This is a genomic window from Paenibacillus sp. 01T443 (assembly GCF_056398325.1).
Genome location: NZ_JBFTPE010000006.1, coordinates 314,650 through 330,851 on the forward strand (window position 1 = coordinate 314,650; position 16,202 = coordinate 330,851).

A 16,202-nucleotide genomic window follows, 5' to 3' on the forward strand; every position below is an offset into this window, starting at 1 on the left:
GATGTGACTAGGAGGAGGATATTAATAATCACTCATCCTTTTGGCAACCCAGCCACCTTTGGAAGCTTTCCTTTAGGTCTGTAGGCTTTGCGTCATTGTCTTTCGACAAGTTTGCTTTTTACTAGGACTTTTTACATATATGATTATTTCACAATATACTGCTATATGCTATGTCCAATTTTCAATAAAACCGAGCAGCACCAAAAAACCTCCCGGTACAGGAGGTCAAATGGGATGATTATGTTTTACAGGCGCGGATCGATTTCCTTCTCTTTGGCAACCTCGAACAATAGATTGGCCACGGCTCCCATGTATCCTTCATTGTCCGGTGCAATGTCCGCAAAGGGAACAGCGAGTATGCTTTGCCCCAGCCGATACTCGTTCAAAGATGTTCGAAGTTTCATATTGATGCTTTTCTGCTTGATCAGCTTATTGTACTTATGCGGAAAGCGATAATCATAGCCGTATATGATCGACATATAGTCTTTATTACGCACCTTCATATAAGGAACCGTATAGGGCTCTAGTACCTCAGGCTTAATGACGACGCCCTCCATATGGTTATCTACCGTAAGCGTTTGGAAATACTTCTCCGCTTGATCGAAGCTTTCCGGATCAGACAGCGAAAGCATGATGAAAGGATCATCTGAGACGAAACGGTACATTTCCGATGTCTTCCAATCCGGAAGCGTTTCCCTTCCGTCCGCATATACAATTTTGAGCAGTGAGAACGGTTTGTATTCCAGCTCGCCTGGCTCTGCGTAAAGCTCTAGCTGCTTCTTGTAAGTTTCATATGCCACTAGATGCTCATCTAATGGTACATGCTTCTCCAATACCGTATGGACATGCTTATAATTCTGATAGACGGTCAGGCCGTATTTTTCATTCAGCGCCGATTTGCTAAGCTGATACTGATCCTTCTCAAAGCCGCTAGTCTTATATTCCTGCGAGAGCTTCGAGAAAGCTTCCTCGAACCCGTTCGCTTTTAGAAAAGCCAGCTCTGTTTCAAGCGCCTTCTCAATCGGCTTGAACTGGCGATCGATAAGCCCTTCCCCAAGCGCCTGCCAAGGCAGCAGCTCACCATCTAGAAGCAGCATCGTGATGTCGTTTTCCTTCATATAATTCCCGAATCTTTGCAGCAGCCTCTCATACACAGCCGACAGGTCAACCTTATTGACTTTGTACCCATTGCGGCTAACCGCAAAACATTGATCTGCGTCAGCATGCAAATAGACATTGCATCTGGATCCCATGTATTTGGGTTGAAGCACAACCTCCTTCACACCGCGCTCCGCAAAATAGTCCAGACCTTTCCGCAGCGACTCGAGCTCCTGGGCAGCTTCATCCTTATCCGCCGGCGACATCGTGCCAGATATAAAGTTGATCTTATGGCCCCCGCTGTACTGCAATCTGCGAGCCGATTCATCGTCCAGCTCCTGCAGCGACACCTTGCGCTCTTCCTTAAACAGTGTATGCAGCTCGTCACTCATCGCCTGATGCGCCGATTTTTGCGATTTGAAAAACGGCTTCGCTGAAAGCATAACCGAGGTCAGCAGGTTGCCGTGCACCGCGCCGGAATCGAGATGGATTTTATTCTTAATCCGGAAMGTATTTTTGGCTGCAATATGTCCAAATACATGATAAGGCTGGTTCCCTGCTGCATCCCGTTTGAGGAACAGAAGCTGCTCCTCTAGCGGAGCCGAACGGTCTATTCGGAAATTCCGCTGATGCCTTACCGAGTTCACATCCAGCTTGCCGATATATTTGTTCTCGCAGGGTGCGTGCGTGACATATAAGGACGGCCCTCTTTTGCCTATCATTCGATAAAAGGGCTTGGAAAGCGATACGAGATGATTGAATTGCTGAAGCAGCTCCTCATCCGCTTTAAGCACCTCCGTTGAATCGAAGTACGCGTGCAGCAGCTCCTCCTCGACACCTTTAATTTCACCGCGCAGATACTTGTATACGAAGTTCTCATGGTTGCCTAAAACGAACAAAAACTTTTCATTGTTCGCATGAAGAAACTCTATGATTTCTCTGGTACGGTTCCCCTTGTCAATCCAATCGCCAACCAGCAAAATTTTCGTCCCGCTTACCTTGCCTGTCTCAAGCAGTTGATTACCTTCTATTTGAAAGCCGCTGCTAACGAGCAGAGCCTTCAGCTCATCCACGCATTCATGGACGTCTCCTACAATGATCGTCTTCTGATCAAGCGGCAATATGGTGCTCAGATACTCGTCAGCATCCTCGATGACCACCTTGTAGTCTTCATTGGCTTGCTTTTCAATAGGCGAATAAAAGTCCTTAGCGCGTACTTTATGGATTTTGCCGTATTTCTCCCCGGAGAGTGAGCCCAGCACCTCCTTGCGCAAGCGGTTAATATGACTCGTAATCAGCTTCTTCGAGCGCTCCGAGGCATAATAATCATCCCGCTTCCGGTAGTCGAACAAAATAACTTCAAGGTTATAATTATTTTCCTTAGCGATTTCCCTCACCTTCGCCCGGAAATGATCCGCCAAGCCCGTCGTATCGACCACGACAAACTCCGCATTGATCGGAAAGGTCGTCACGAGGCGCAGCTTCTCGAACAATAGCCGGAAGGCCTGATCGCTCGCCTCAAGCATCACTTGATCGTATTTATCATAATCAGCGCCCAGCAGCTCCTGCCGAATGCTATCAGAGGATATATACTGCACATTTGCATTCACGCCTTTAAGCTCATCGCGAAACCGCAGCTGAGGCATTAGAACCTCATTCGCAAATGTCGTCTTACCGCATTCCGTCGAGCCGATCAGCATAAAAATGGTATGGACTCTCGTTTTAATCTCCATTTCTGCTATCCCCTCCTTTTCCTCAAAATCGCGCCCTGCGTCGTTTGTACGTCGTTTACTCCGTCACCGATGGCCACAAAAGTGCATTCTACGTTTTGTGCTTTAACTTCTTCAAGCAGCCATTCCTGAAATGCCGTACGTCCAAGCTCCCATTTATGATCATCATGCCGGAATTCGCTTAGCTCGTAATAAGCATTAAACTCCGCATTAGGTGTGGTCAGCACAAAATGGTCAAAGTCGACCTGCTCGCAAATTTGCCGGATAAGCGCACCCGCCTCATCCAGGCTCATATGCTCTATTACCTCTGTCAGCACAATATCCACCTGTTCCCCGTTATACTCCTCCAGAAAGCGGTCGATGGAAGGGAAGGTCGCAATGTTGTCGAGCTCCTTCGCCTTTGCCTTCCGCTGCACGATCTCGAGCAATGGCTCCTCAATATCGATCGCATAGTAGCTGGCTTCGATCTTGGAAGCGAACGGAATCGCATAAAATCCCTCGCCGCAGCCTACATCCATGATTGATTTATCGAATGGCAGCACGCTTCCGATATAGCTTCTCCGCTGCTGTGCCGTTCCTCCGAAGGCAAGCTGGACACTGTAACGATCCGTCTTCTCCAGCTCCTCCTTATACTTCTTGAAACGATCCCTCGAAGCCAGGAAGTTTCGGGAAAACAAGCTGCGAATATAGAAAGGCGCATCGATAATTTGGATGCTTTTCACGTATTTGATCAAAATATCATCGGAAATATCGATATATTCATCGCTGAACATAGATAGGAACAAACACAGCACGCTGACGACATGCATAAGCTCGTAAAGTGATTTTCGCGTCTTAATCGTAAGCGAATAGCTTTTGTTTGCTTGATGCACCGCTTCAAATGTATAGTCCGTCAGATGCTTCCCGAAAAAATCAATATACCGAAGCAGCTGGATATGAATCATATTAATAAAAAAGGTATGCTCATATTCCTCCGTGTCACTGGCATGCTGCGCCTTGAGCGGCGACGCAAAAAATTCATTGACCGCCCCCAGTACAAAGAGCGGTGTGTTGTACCTGGACACGTTAAGATATTCGAATTGATCCTCTCGGTGCTGCTTGTAAGAAACCTCGTTGTCGGCGTCCTTAAAATACACATTGAAGGTTGCTTCATCCGTATACCAGCCGTAAGCCATCCCTTTGCGGACAGCGCGAAGCAGCATGCCGGATTGCGGATTTTTTCTAATGACGAACGAAAAGCTCGGATTCGTCGATTTCAACTGCACGATAGCCATTTTGACCTTCCCCTTGCCTCTAAAATAACAACCTAAATCATTAACGCCATACTTCGTTTAACGCGCTGCGGAACAGCTCATCGAGCTGTTCATCCCGCGCGCCCTCGCCTAGCCTTAGCGCTGATGCCGTCTGTTCGAAATGAGCGATTCGCTCCTCCAAATAATCATTAATGGCGTGAAGCCTTGGCTCATAATCAAGCTCCTCCCCTGCCTTCTTACGGCGCAAAAGCAGCTCAACCGTGATCCGAAGCTCACTCCCTCTCGGGATGAGCGCATCAACCAGATGGTCAAATTCGATCGGGGGCATCGTATTGTAGGTCTCAATCCAGCCGCAAGCCAGAATCGGCCTCAGCACGTAAAAGTATTTTTTAATTTTCACATGCTCCCCCTGCAAGTAATCCCTGTAATTTCCCTTTGCCATATTGAGGTAATGGTACATGCATGACTTCGGCGAGAAGGTGAGCGGTGAAATGCCGCGGATTTGCGCTGCCACCGTATATTTGGTGTAATACGGAATCGGCGACTGCAGCCATTCCAGCAGCGGCGGGTTGGATTTTCGGAACAAATTAAGCGCTTTTCTCAGGTCCCAGCCGTTAATATCCAATAGATTACTGATTGGGCGCTCAATCACGTCTCTTTTGTCAAAGATGGACAAATACCATTCAACCGGTCTGACATAGATAAACCGCACATCGTAATCGCTGTCCTTGGAAGGAAAGCCCCAAGCCCTGCTTCCCGATTCGCAGGCATAAACAATCCGGACCTGCTCCTCCTGCTCGATCTTGTGCAGCTCCATTAAAATATCCGTATGTATGCTGTTCATTTCGTTAGCTCCTTTCTTTCATAAAAAAAAAAGACCATGGACGGATTCGTCCATGGTCATGAGATAAGGATAATCAGCGCTCTGGTAACATGATCGCAGCGCATGGCTATCCTTACATCAAACAACGGGTCCGATGGGTACAGCTATTTTCTTTTTCAGGACGTAAATGGCCTAAATGATTGCTTTCAAAAAATACCTTTTCTTCTAGATATTGATTTATCATTCTCTCCGGACCCCCTTTGTTCCTTTATTTTAAGTTCCTTTGACTGCAGCCAGCGGCTTGCATTTGGCAACGACCTGCGCGAGCCCCGCCCCAACGACGCTTTCTATAATTTGATCGACATCCTTGTAGGCTTGAGGCGATTCATCGACCAGAGACTCCATGGAGCGCTGGTTGACGACAATTTCATCATCCGTTCCTACCCGCATCGCCGCCGCAACCTCTTCTACCGAAATCAGCTGCTTCGTTGCATTACGCGAACGAATTCTCCCCGCTCCGTGACAGATGGAATAATGATTCGCTTTTCCTTCCGGGCTGCCGACCATAATATACGACGCGGTTCCCATCGACCCGGGAATAAGCGCCGGATGGCCCGTGATGAGATAGGGCTCGGGGTTATCCGGATGCCCTGCCGGAAGCGCCCTTGTCGCCCCTTTCCGGTGAACGAAGTAGGCGTGCTCATCCTGCTTCTCCTCCCATGCATAGTTATGCATAAGATCATACAGCGTGCGCAGCTCGAACTTCGGACCGAATATATCCTTTCCGGCCTCTCGAACGGCATAGGCAATCAAGTGACGGTTCACGACTGCGTAATTTAAGGCGGAATACATCAAATTCACGTAGGTTTGACCGAGCGGATGCGAGAGCGGCGCGTACAGCAGCTTGGGATCAGCCGTGCCGATGCCTTCATGACGCATCATTTTTGCGATATCAGTGCCGCAATACTGACTTACCGCTCCTCCCCAGACGCGAGAGCCGGAATGAATCATAATGACGACTTGACCGTCGTATAAGCCCCACGCCTCTGCAATTTCCCGGTTTTCCTCAGCAATCTCAATCGCTTGTATTTCTACAAAATGGTTGCCGCCTCCCAGCGTGCCCAGCTGGCGATGCGCTCGATGCCAGACCATCTCCGGAAACTTATCCAGCACCTCTTCGTCAAAATAAAACTGGCTGCTCTCCACATGTGTAAGCGAGGTCGCTTTACGAGGCGTATAAGCATCCGGTATATATTTTTTCGGCAGGCCATGCAGCCCCTTCTTCAGAACATGCTCCAGACGGATGTCGGAGAAATGTCCTCTGGCATGCTCCTCGGCAGGCAGGTACTTCTCAATCGCCCGGACCAGCTTCCGCCGCAGCTTAACCTCCTTCAAATCATCCTTGTGGAGACTCGTTAGCTGCACGCGCATCCCGCAGCCGATATCGCTGCCTACGATCGAAGGGGATACGAAGCCGTCAGCGGCATTCCACACCGCTGTGGTGCCAATGCAGGTTCCTACGCCAACATGCACATCCGGTGTATAGCTCATATAGACCTGATTCGGAATTTGTAAGTTGTTGTTCGCCATTTCAAACACTTTATAGTCCAAGGACGCGAATAGCTCGGGCCCTGCATACACATGCACCTGCCCCGAAGGCAGCTGTACTTTTTGATAATACGTTTCTTTCATAAACGGTAATCTCCTCATGATCAAATGAACACAAAAAAGCCATGGACCTCAAGATGTCCATGGCTTTGCTTGCGCCTTTATTCCCTAACCCTTGCAGCATAAGGCATGCAAACGATTAGAAAACAGTCATAGGCCCCGCAGAGGCCGATGAAATGGACTTGCTATATAAAGCTGCGATTCGTTCTAATAAATACTGGTTCATTTTCATCGGCCTCCCTTCATTTGATTTACATCATAATAATCCCCTCACCCAACATCTGTCAACCACTTTATAAAAATCCCAATTTAAGCAGCTGCCTGCGAAGAGCCATCCATTCCTATTTTTAATGAAAAGTATGCTATGATTTAAGGAGACTTTATGATAAAAGGAGAAATGATGATGGCTGCTCTCACTCAAGAACCGATTGCCAAAGCGGAAATGCTAATTAGAAAACCGGTTGAAGAGGTTTTTCAAGCTTTTATCGATCCCGAGATCACTTCGAAATTCTGGTTTACCAAAGGCAGCGGAAAACTAGAAACGGGAAAAATGGTCCGTTGGGATTGGGAAATGTATGGCGCTTCCGCAGACATCGCTGTAAAAGATATCGTGGAGAACAAGCGTATTCTCATCGACTTCGGCTCTACGGTCGAGTGGACGTTCACTTCCCGGGCAGCAAATGAAACGTTCGTCACGATTACAAATTCGGGGTTCACTGGAAATGCGGATGAAACGGTAGGACAAGCCATTGACGCAATGGGAGGCTTCACGATCGTGCTCTGCGGGCTGAAAGCGTTCCTTGAGCATGGCATCCTCTTAAATCTAGTATTCGATAAGGCTCCGGACGCTCACGTTAACTATTAACATAATAAAACAGCGGCAGTCCCGGACTCTATTTTTCTAGTCCAAGCTGTCGCTGTTTCTCTGATCCTATATTATAAATGAGCCAATAAGTTCGTGCGTACCTCAGCCAAATTTAAATCCCGTACTAGCTTCCCGTCCTCAAACACAACCTCCAGCTGATCCTCCGCTTTGCGTGCTTCATACTCTGCAACGCTTAGATTGTCCGTGTAAGCAAGCTTTCCGTCCTGCTCCGTAACAAGTACAAGGCCTGTTTGCGACTTTTTCACGCCATTATCGGTTTTGGGATCCTTATAGATTTTGCGCTCCTCACCGTCTACGATGGTAAATGTCGATTTCAAAGCGAAGCCAAACGTATCGCGGGTGTTGTACTGGTAGGTAAACGAACCGATGCCAAATACCATATTCGTCGAAGCAAAGCCTTTGGCAGCCAGCTTCTCGCAAATTTCGCTGCAGCGCGAAATCGTAATCGCGTCGCCATAAATCGCTCCAATGTGGCTGTCGAGCTGCTTGTAGCCTTTCTCGGTGACGGTGCCTCCAAAAATATCCCATAAAATTTCGATAACGCCCATGCGCTCGAATTCGCTCTCCCCATCCGGGTCTCCGCAAATGATTTTGACCGGGTCCCCGCTGTCCGGGCGAATGACCACCTTGCCGTCCCTGCTCATAATATCTTCTTTTAAGCCGCGGATAACTACGTCCAGCACGCTCCACAAATCCCACGTATCCGATACGATCGAGACGAAGCCGCTAGGATATACCTCTTTGATCAAATAGCGGTACGATGCCATCTCGTCACGGCCATGCGCGCACATCACGCTGTGCTCCGTTGCCGGAATCGACGTGCCTACCAATTCCTTCTCAATATCGGCGTTATAATAATTTTCCAAATAGAAAATGGCTGGAATCGTGTCGGTTCCCGTAAACGAAAGGAGATGTCCCGCACTGCTGCCGAGCGCCGATTCAAGCGCACCCATGCCCCGCATCGAGAAATCATGGCCTTGGAACGGAACTCCTGCTGGGTCCCCATTCGTCTTAAGCGCGTAGGCCTCCAATATTTTGCGGTACTCGAAAGCAAGCGTCGCGCTCGTAGCCGGCATCCACAGCTGGCACGACATCAACGTCTCCAAATAGTTGGTCAGCCAGAAAAATCCCGGCTTCGTATTCTCGATTGTCAGCATCGGTACTCTTACCGGCACTAATGCGCCTTCTTTTATCGCTTTAATTCTAATCGGCAGATAGCCCAGCTCATGCAGCTCCTCGATATGCGAAGCATCGGGCTCCGCCTCGCCAAGCGCATGCCGGATAAGCCTTTTGTATTCATCGGCAACCTCCGCTTTCGTTCTGGCAAAGAAATGCTCGTTAAAATAGGCAATCAAATATTGTTTAATAAACGATTGGAAGCCAAAAGCTACAACCTCGTTCATGCCTTCCAATCGGCTTGTGCGCGCAGTCCAGGTCGAGTAAACGAGCTCGGTGCCTTTCGGATATTGGTTTTTGTGGCTCACCTTGTAAAAATCACATAGTAGCGTTGCTGGATAAACGAATGTTTGAGTCATTTTATAGGCCTCCCATTTCGTATACGTGAATTTTTTCATGCCCGGCTTGACTGAGTATCGTGTCGGTCGTAAATACTTTATCGATGAGATCGGATTCTAATATTTTTCCTTTATAAATCGAATTCTCGCAATGCCCGACTAGTAAATAGATTTGCGAGGCGCCGATTTCCTTCAGCTTCTCTGCGCTAAGCATAAACGTCCCGCCATAAGAGCAAAGATCATCCACGATGATCGCTTTGAAACCCGTACGCTCTACGTTTCCAACAACCTCAAGACTCTTAATTTGCCCCGTCTGGAAGTCTCTCGCCTTAAAGCCTACCAATTGCTTATAGCCCTGTACCTTGCTGTACCGCTTCTGCGCCCCTGCATCCGGAAAGAACAGATAATCCTGCTCCGCATGGAAGCCTACCTGGGCGGCAACCTGCTCTAGCAGCTGAATCGTCGGATACTTTCCGATACTGCGGTCGATCAGCGCAAGCGATACATCCGAATGCGGCTCAATAATCGTGACGGATTCGAAGTTTAGGCTGTTAAGGAAAGCAGCCGTATATTTTAACGTAAATGCGGATGTACCTTCCACCCGGTCCATTCGGCTGTAAGGCAAATAATAGACGGTTAACGTACATTTGACTCTCCGGTCATCAAGATAGCTCTTGACGAACATAAGCTTCACGAGATCTCCGTCATTCTCATACTTCCATACGATGGTGTTGAAATCCGCCATATGCGTAAGAATCTCATCACCGTTAATGAGCGTCTCCCCATTCGGAAACTGCTTCAAACCAAGCTCCACTCCATTAAACTTCAGCATGCCGTCACTCTCCTCGTAAGCATTCAGCTATAGATAGACAACTGGGGCTCTTCCTTTGTAAAACGGTACAATTGCGCCGCTCGCTGCGAGTACTGCTTGGATTGTACCGGTGTTCCGTTCTCGTCTGTGGATTCCTCGATAATCGTGCTGCGGCTTTTCGTTGACGTCAGCTTGCGAATGAAGTTCGGCTCCTCGAAATCCGGAACAACCGTCTGGATAACCTGATACAGCTCGCTTAGTGTAAAGTCCTCCGGCAAAAATTCCTTTGCGATCGTCGTGGTGAGCATCTTCTTGCGAATGCCTTGCAGCGCGTCGCTCAATATTTGCTTATGGTCAAAGGCGAGGTCCATCTGCAAAGCTTCCTCGACCGTGAACAATCGCACATCCGAGGCGTCAACCGCGGCTGTCCTATGCGCTAACGCCCGCTCATTTACAAGCGCCAGAAAAGCATGCGAGATGATCCAGCCCCGGGGATCACGCCCAGGTGCGCTGTACACGTTAAAATATTCAATGTGAACATCCTCAACTGCCGTCTCTTCCTGCAGCTCGCGTGCTGCGCATTCGTATACGGTCTCGTTCTCCTTGGTAAAGCCACCCGGAAGCGCCCATTTCCCTTCATAGGGCCATATGTTCCGCTGAATCAGCATCACGTGCAGCTCGCGGGTTGGCAATGCTTTTTTCGTAGACAGCTTTTCCGTTGAAACAATCGTAAAGATGACGATATCTGCAGGCGCGCCATCCGGCGTGCGGTAACGGCTTGCGGAATAATTGGATTCATTTTCAACCATGGTTGCCGCTCTCCTGATCAGGATTATTGTTTCGATTTGATATTATCATAATGACATTATTGAATGACTTTGTCAATTCTTTTTGGTGAAAATAGGCCAATCGTCATTCAGAGCCTGCTTTATCCGCGGGATATATAAGGCCGATCTGCTTTCTTGCCTCATCCATAATCTCCAGCGTGATCAACGAATTTTCGTATGTATTTACGGATGATTCGGTTCTGCCGGCATTAATCAGCTCCATAAATTCCTTAGCCTCGTAGTACATCGACTTGGGATTTGTCGGCTTAGAAATATCCTCGGTTGTTCCGTTCCGATATTGGACTTCAACCTTTCCAGCCTCACTGATTTTATCAATGACAATGCTTCCGCTCTCCCCTTGAATCTCGGATGGCAGTGAAGAATGGGTAATCTTCGAGTACATGATGACGGCATCCATGCTCGCGTATTGCAGAACGATGCTACCCTCGCCGTCTACGCCCGATTCCAGCATAACGCCAGTAGCTTTAATAACGTCCGGCTTTCCGAACAAGGCTACTAGCGGATACAAACAATAAATCCCAAGATCCATCAACGCTCCGTTTGAGAACACCGGGTTAAAGGCATTAAGGACAGTTCCTGCCTTGTAAGCATCGTATCTGGAGGAATATTGGCAGTAGCTTGCAAAATAACGCCGCACCTCTCCCAGCTTATCCAGGTTCTCCTGCACGGCTTGGAAACCGGGAAGAAACGTCGACTTCATCGCCTCCATCAGTAGCACGCCATTTTCCTTGGCCGCAGCGATCATTTGACGCATTTCATGGGCATTCGAAGCGACCGGCTTCTCACAGAGCACATGAACGCCATGCTTCATGCAAGTAATAGCATGTGCCGCATGAAACGAGTTCGGGCTAGCGATATAAACGGCATCGATCTGCCCGCTTGCCGCCATCTCCGCTACATCTGTAAACACAGCAGCAATCTGATGCTTCGCTGCGAAAGCTGCCCCTGTTTCCTCCGAACGCGAATAGACAGCCGTTAGAGCGAAATCCTCTACTTCACGCGCTGCGTCAATAAATGCTTCCGTAATCCAGTTCGTTCCGATAATGCCGAATTTAATCATTTTATTCTCTCCTTGAGCGATTTTATTGGGTAAAACATTAATCTCATTAATGGTTTGGATATGAAATCCGCATCTGCTTATTATAGCCAACCCGGGGACAGCATGTCCAAAGACTGCCGCCCCTATTTTTGACTTACCGGTTCTTTTGTATTAGTATTTGCAATACAAATAATACATTGTTGCAAGGGGTGATCCGATGATTTTGAAGCTTGATTACAACAGTGACCTTCCGCTCTACGTACAGCTCCGCAACCAAATTGTCATCGGAATCGGCGTAGGCGGGCTCAGTTATGGCGAAAGATTGCCTACGGTTAGGCAGCTCGCCGATGATCTAGGCGTCAATGCCATGACGGTAAACAAAGCTTATGCCATTTTGAAAGCCGAGGGTTACATATCCATTGACAGGCGGCGCGGCGCTACGGTTTGTACCGTATGGAACAAGCAGGCAGACTTCAACAGTAAACTTGAACGCGAATTAGAGCTTGTCATTTCGGAAGCCAGCCTTAAGGGAGTCGGGCAAGAGGAGTTTATGCAAATTTGCTCGAATATCTTTACAGCAGCAGCCAGCAAAAATCATCCCCTACCAGAATAGGAGACTTTTTATGAACAATTTTTATTTCGTTATTCCAGCCGTAATTGCTTATATCAGTATTCTTGTGCTGTTTCTAAAGCAAGCCGTGCCAAACAATCAAATATTATTCGGCGTCACGCTTCCTTCGCATGCCTTAGAGGATGAAACGATGAAGAAGCTTCAAGCCGAATATAAAAAATCATACACCATCTATGGGGTTGCCATGCTGCTTTCCCTGGTGCCGTTTTTCTTTCTCGGCCAATATTTCTCATTATCGCTTATCTATATGATCGTTTGGATTGCCGCATTTCTTTACACGTCAAAGCTCCCCTTCAACAGCATCCATTATAAAGCCGCGGCTCTAAAACGGGAAAACGAGTGGTTCGTGGGTGAGAAACGAATGATTCGAATCGATACCAAGATCACGCAGTTAAAAAAAGCGATGCTCGTATCGCCATACTGGTTCCTGATTCCCGCACTGCTATCCATCGTCCCCATTCTTCTATCCTTTCAGAACAAAGACGTACTATTAAGAATGACCGGGATCGCTTCGCTGGCGATGACCGTCATCCTGTACGTTATATACGCTGCCTTCGGCAATATGAAAACGAAGGTTTACAGCGATAACATCGATATCAATGCCGCTATTAATCGCGCAGCACGGCGCTACTGGTCGATGCTTTGGCCTATTCTCGCCATTTTTGAGAGCATCAACGCTTATGTCGCTTATTTGATTTTAACAACAGGAAGCAGCTCACTTAGCTTTACACAGTGGATGATCGGCATTGTGATGGTGTCGTTAGTACCGCTAGGCAGCATCTTTTTTGTTCATAACAAGGTACGCGCTTTGGAGGAGAGTCTGGCAGAGACGGACGGGGAGGCTATTCCGAGCGACGACGACGGCTTCTGGATCAATGGCTCTACCTATTACAACCCAGATGATAAATCCGTCATGGTACCCAAACGCGTGGGTGTCGGTACGACACTGAATATGGCCACGCGAGGCGGAAAATGGATTCAATACGGCGGAATGGCGTTGGCCCTTCTTATCATCCTTCCGCTTGCTGCTTTTGCCGTGCAGTCCGACCATACGTCGCCGGCACTGACGATTGCTGACAGCGGCACCGTATCGATTGACTACCCTTTGTATGATTACAGCTTTAATCTCAGCGACGTAAAGGGGATTACGCTGGAAGAGTCTCTCCCAAGCGGCTTCAGGACGAATGGCACAGCGACGGCAGAATATGCACGAGGCAGCTTTTCCTTAGAGAAGCTGGGAGCAGCCAAGCTTTATGTATTCAAAAATTCGCCGCCTTACATTTTCATTCAGTTAGAAGACCATACTGTCATTTTCAATGAAAAAGATGCAGCAAAGACTGAAGCACTCTTTAACGAGCTCAATGCGCACATAACGCCATAATACTGTCAGCTAGAAGATCGCCCTAGCACTGCGAGCTAGAAGGGCTCATATAGCACTGCAAGCTAGAAGGGCTACTACAGCACTTCGAGTTAGGAGAACTCCATGCAATGCAAGCTAGGAGGATCTGGCGCTGTAAATAAACTGCTCAAGCATTTCCAGCGATTGTTCGTTTAAGCCATGAGAGTTGTCAAAATAAAGCACCGATGCCGCTGGAATACGCCACTTCAGCTCTCGCTTCACAAGCGAGCGGCTAAAATCGCTCCAGTTGTCCAACTTGTACTGGTCGAGTATCAAGCCTCTGTGCTTGATCCGTTCGTAGTGGAGCTTATCGTCTCGGAGATAAACGAATACGACCTTTACCTCAACATCCAATAAGGAGGCCCCTATTGATGAGAGCTCCTGCTCGATCCAATCCGGGGTCTCTGTTTCTTTTGTAAACGGCCCAATCACAAAGATATCGACATCATTAGCAATATTCTCTAGAGCGGCATCCATCGTGATGCGATAGCCTAAATCCCTGCATAACGCTTTGTAGCTGCTGGAATCCCGGTCACTTGGATCCAGACCTGCCTGCGTCATGAGCGCAACTGCAGCCGGTCGCAGCACCGTATCCATGTCGATGATCGAAACGCCCCGTTTCTTCGCCAAAGCTTTCGCAAGCGTTGTCTTGCCTGCTCCTGCACCGCCTACAAAAAACACAAGTTTACGCATAAAAATCCCTTCCTCCCTTAACACTTCATTATTCATACCTAGCTTGCGCAATACGGATATCCCTCCGTCAAAACCCGAAACTATTGTCTCTCGACTTTAACTTCATTTGATCTCAACTGCCAGTTCTCGACTATACTATCGTCCTAACTCCAACCGGCCTACTCTAGACTTTACCTTCGTCCTAATTCCTAACAGCCAGCTCTCGACTTTACCTTCATCCTAACTCCAAACAAGCCAACTCTCGACTTTACCTTCATCCTAACTCCAACCGGCCTGCTCTCAACTTGACCTTCATCCTAACTCCAACAGCCAGCTCACGACTTTACCTTCATCTTATATCATAACCGCCAGCTCTCGACTATTTCTTCATCCTATCCTAGAGTACTGTCATTCCACACTTTCAGAAGATCATATTGCTTCATATTTACGCTTTGCCAGGATCTTTCCAATTAGATGGAATTTCTCCCGCTAATGTACTGTAATTCTTGATAATTAGCAGGAATAACCCCATCTAATTCACGTCTTTTCCCTGCTGCCAAGCGAAATCCGTTTAATTAACCGGTGAAAATCCATCTATTTAAATCATAGATTTTTTTCAAGATAATTAGATGGAAATATTCCTGCTAAAATAAGACGAAGTATCAGCCTGCTTCTGGAGAGCTGTCTTCTAGAGGTATCCTGGCCTGGACACTTCACTTTGTCCCTCTAAATACATAACAAAAAACACCTTGCAGCGCAAGGTGTTTTGAATGGTAATATTGGAGCGGAAGACGGGAATCGAACCCGCGACCCTCGCCTTGGCAAGGCGATGCTCTACCGCTGAGCCACTTCCGCATGTAATTTTATCGACCGTATTTCAGATTTGATTTTTCGGCGACAAGAAATATAATAACATTATGATGAGTGTTTTACAAGTGTTTTCTAAAAAATAATAATTAATTTTGTTGATTATTTTCAAGTTAATTATAAAATCGTTCTAATTAAAGTTGCCCACAGGGGTAAAATACGTCGAACTTATATAATAAAGTTCCCAGAAAACCATCCTAAGAGCATAAAAAAAAGCCCCTGCTAAGCAAGGACTCTTTCTTCGTATGATGCGCGTAGAGGGACTTGAACCCCCACGGTCGCCCGCTAGATCCTAAGTCTAGTGCGTCTGCCAATTCCGCCATACGCGCGCAATTAAAAAATTCCAGCCGTTTAAAGAAAATGGCTGGGGATTCAGGGATCGAACCTGAGAATGACGGAGTCAAAGTCCGTTGCCTTACCGCTTGGCTAATCCCCAACATCTATATTTCGTACACTTTTGTTAAAATGGCGGAGCTGACGGGATTCGAACCCGCGGTCTCCTGCGTGACAGGCAGGCATGTTGGGCCACTACACCACAGCTCCATATGTATGCTCGGATAAATCCGAAAGTAAAACCAAGGATTGGTTGCGGGGGCAGGATTTGAACCTGCGGCCTTCGGGTTATGAGCCCGACGAGCTACCGGGCTGCTCCACCCCGCGTCAATTGTTGCTTATAATCAGAACAAACGCCACTTAGTCGGACGTTTACTAATGTAAACATTAGCAGATTGCGCCCTGAAAACTGGATACGAAAGTTAGGTTTGCTGAAACCTTATTAGCTGCTGTCTGCCGGATGTATGGGTCCATGCAAACRTGTTTAGGATAAGCCCTCGACCGATTAGTATTCGTCAGCTACACACATTGCTGTGCTTCCACCCCGAACCTATCAACCTCGTCGTCTTCAAGGGGTCTTACATACTGGGAAATCTCATCTTGAGGGGGGCTTCACGCTTAGATGCTTTC

The 16,202-nt window shown here is 47.7% G+C and carries 12 protein-coding genes, 5 tRNA genes, 1 rRNA gene and 1 riboswitch; of the genes, 3 read left to right on the plus strand and 15 right to left on the minus strand.

Annotated features, from left to right (window positions below; genetic code table 11):
- Window positions 1-39: 39 nt before the first annotated feature.
- Window positions 40-126, minus strand: a riboswitch (cyclic di-GMP riboswitch).
- 119 nt (window positions 127-245) lie between these two features.
- From AC1DLI_RS12245 to AC1DLI_RS12260, 4 genes are all read right to left on the minus strand, one after another.
- Window positions 246-2,831 (minus strand): metallophosphoesterase, encoded by a 2,586-nt coding sequence (locus tag AC1DLI_RS12245; RefSeq protein WP_477602878.1) that lies wholly within the window; start codon window positions 2,829-2,831, stop codon window positions 246-248.
- 5 nt (window positions 2,832-2,836) lie between these two features.
- Entirely contained in the window at window positions 2,837-4,102 is a 1,266-nt protein-coding gene (locus AC1DLI_RS12250) for a methyltransferase domain-containing protein (protein ID WP_477602880.1), read from the minus strand.
- Window positions 4,103-4,142: 40 nt separating this feature from the next.
- Window positions 4,143-4,925 carry a nucleotidyltransferase domain-containing protein gene (locus AC1DLI_RS12255; protein WP_477602882.1) on the minus strand — a complete coding sequence of 261 codons (783 nt, stop codon included), beginning with the start codon at window positions 4,923-4,925 and terminating at the stop codon, window positions 4,143-4,145.
- 252 nt (window positions 4,926-5,177) lie between these two features.
- Complete coding sequence (locus AC1DLI_RS12260; RefSeq protein WP_477602884.1) at window positions 5,178-6,596, minus strand: RtcB family protein; 1,419 nt, start codon at window positions 6,594-6,596, stop codon at window positions 5,178-5,180.
- 379 nt (window positions 6,597-6,975) lie between these two features.
- Between AC1DLI_RS12260 and AC1DLI_RS12265 the strand changes: the two genes are divergently transcribed.
- A complete protein-coding gene (locus tag AC1DLI_RS12265) occupies window positions 6,976-7,437 on the plus strand; it encodes an SRPBCC family protein (RefSeq protein WP_477602920.1) in 462 nt (153 codons plus the stop codon).
- Window positions 7,438-7,508: 71 nt separating this feature from the next.
- On the opposite strand, the gene AC1DLI_RS12270 is transcribed toward AC1DLI_RS12265, so the two are convergent.
- The 4 genes from AC1DLI_RS12270 to AC1DLI_RS12285 all read right to left on the minus strand — a co-directional run bounded on the left by AC1DLI_RS12270 (window position 7,509) and on the right by AC1DLI_RS12285 (window position 11,691).
- Complete coding sequence (locus AC1DLI_RS12270) at window positions 7,509-8,993, minus strand: nicotinate phosphoribosyltransferase (protein ID WP_477602886.1); 1,485 nt, start codon at window positions 8,991-8,993, stop codon at window positions 7,509-7,511.
- Window position 8,994: 1 nt separating this feature from the next.
- Window positions 8,995-9,804, minus strand: a complete 810-nt coding sequence (locus tag AC1DLI_RS12275; RefSeq protein ID WP_477602888.1) for a ribose-phosphate pyrophosphokinase — start codon at window positions 9,802-9,804, stop codon at window positions 8,995-8,997.
- A gap of 23 nt (window positions 9,805-9,827) precedes the next feature.
- Complete coding sequence (locus AC1DLI_RS12280; RefSeq protein WP_477602890.1) at window positions 9,828-10,592, minus strand: NUDIX domain-containing protein; 765 nt, start codon at window positions 10,590-10,592, stop codon at window positions 9,828-9,830.
- A gap of 103 nt (window positions 10,593-10,695) precedes the next feature.
- A complete protein-coding gene (locus AC1DLI_RS12285) occupies window positions 10,696-11,691 on the minus strand; it encodes a Gfo/Idh/MocA family protein (protein WP_477602892.1) in 996 nt (331 codons plus the stop codon).
- Between the two features lie 196 nt (window positions 11,692-11,887).
- Here AC1DLI_RS12285 and AC1DLI_RS12290 point away from each other — a divergent pair, with 196 nt between their 5' ends.
- Window positions 11,888-12,283: a GntR family transcriptional regulator gene (locus AC1DLI_RS12290; protein ID WP_477602894.1), complete on the plus strand. Its 396-nt coding sequence runs from the start codon at window positions 11,888-11,890 to the stop codon at window positions 12,281-12,283.
- Window positions 12,284-12,293: 10 nt separating this feature from the next.
- Window positions 12,294-13,682 carry a DUF5808 domain-containing protein gene (locus tag AC1DLI_RS12295; RefSeq protein WP_477602896.1) on the plus strand — a complete coding sequence of 463 codons (1,389 nt, stop codon included), beginning with the start codon at window positions 12,294-12,296 and terminating at the stop codon, window positions 13,680-13,682.
- A gap of 114 nt (window positions 13,683-13,796) precedes the next feature.
- On the opposite strand, the gene AC1DLI_RS12300 is transcribed toward AC1DLI_RS12295, so the two are convergent.
- From AC1DLI_RS12300 to AC1DLI_RS12330, 7 genes are all read right to left on the minus strand, one after another.
- Window positions 13,797-14,393: a P-loop nucleotide/nucleoside kinase family protein gene (locus tag AC1DLI_RS12300; protein WP_477602898.1), complete on the minus strand. Its 597-nt coding sequence runs from the start codon at window positions 14,391-14,393 to the stop codon at window positions 13,797-13,799.
- A 759-nt stretch (window positions 14,394-15,152) separates the two neighbouring features.
- Window positions 15,153-15,227: transfer RNA gene (locus AC1DLI_RS12305), tRNA-Gly, on the minus strand.
- Window positions 15,228-15,488: 261 nt separating this feature from the next.
- Window positions 15,489-15,568 (minus strand) — tRNA-Leu (locus AC1DLI_RS12310).
- 32 nt (window positions 15,569-15,600) lie between these two features.
- A tRNA-Gln gene (locus AC1DLI_RS12315) sits at window positions 15,601-15,675 on the minus strand.
- Window positions 15,676-15,705: 30 nt separating this feature from the next.
- Window positions 15,706-15,782 (minus strand) — tRNA-Asp (locus AC1DLI_RS12320).
- 40 nt (window positions 15,783-15,822) lie between these two features.
- Window positions 15,823-15,899 (minus strand) — tRNA-Met (locus AC1DLI_RS12325).
- A gap of 158 nt (window positions 15,900-16,057) precedes the next feature.
- Window positions 16,058-16,202, minus strand: a 23S ribosomal RNA gene (locus AC1DLI_RS12330); the annotation flags it as partial.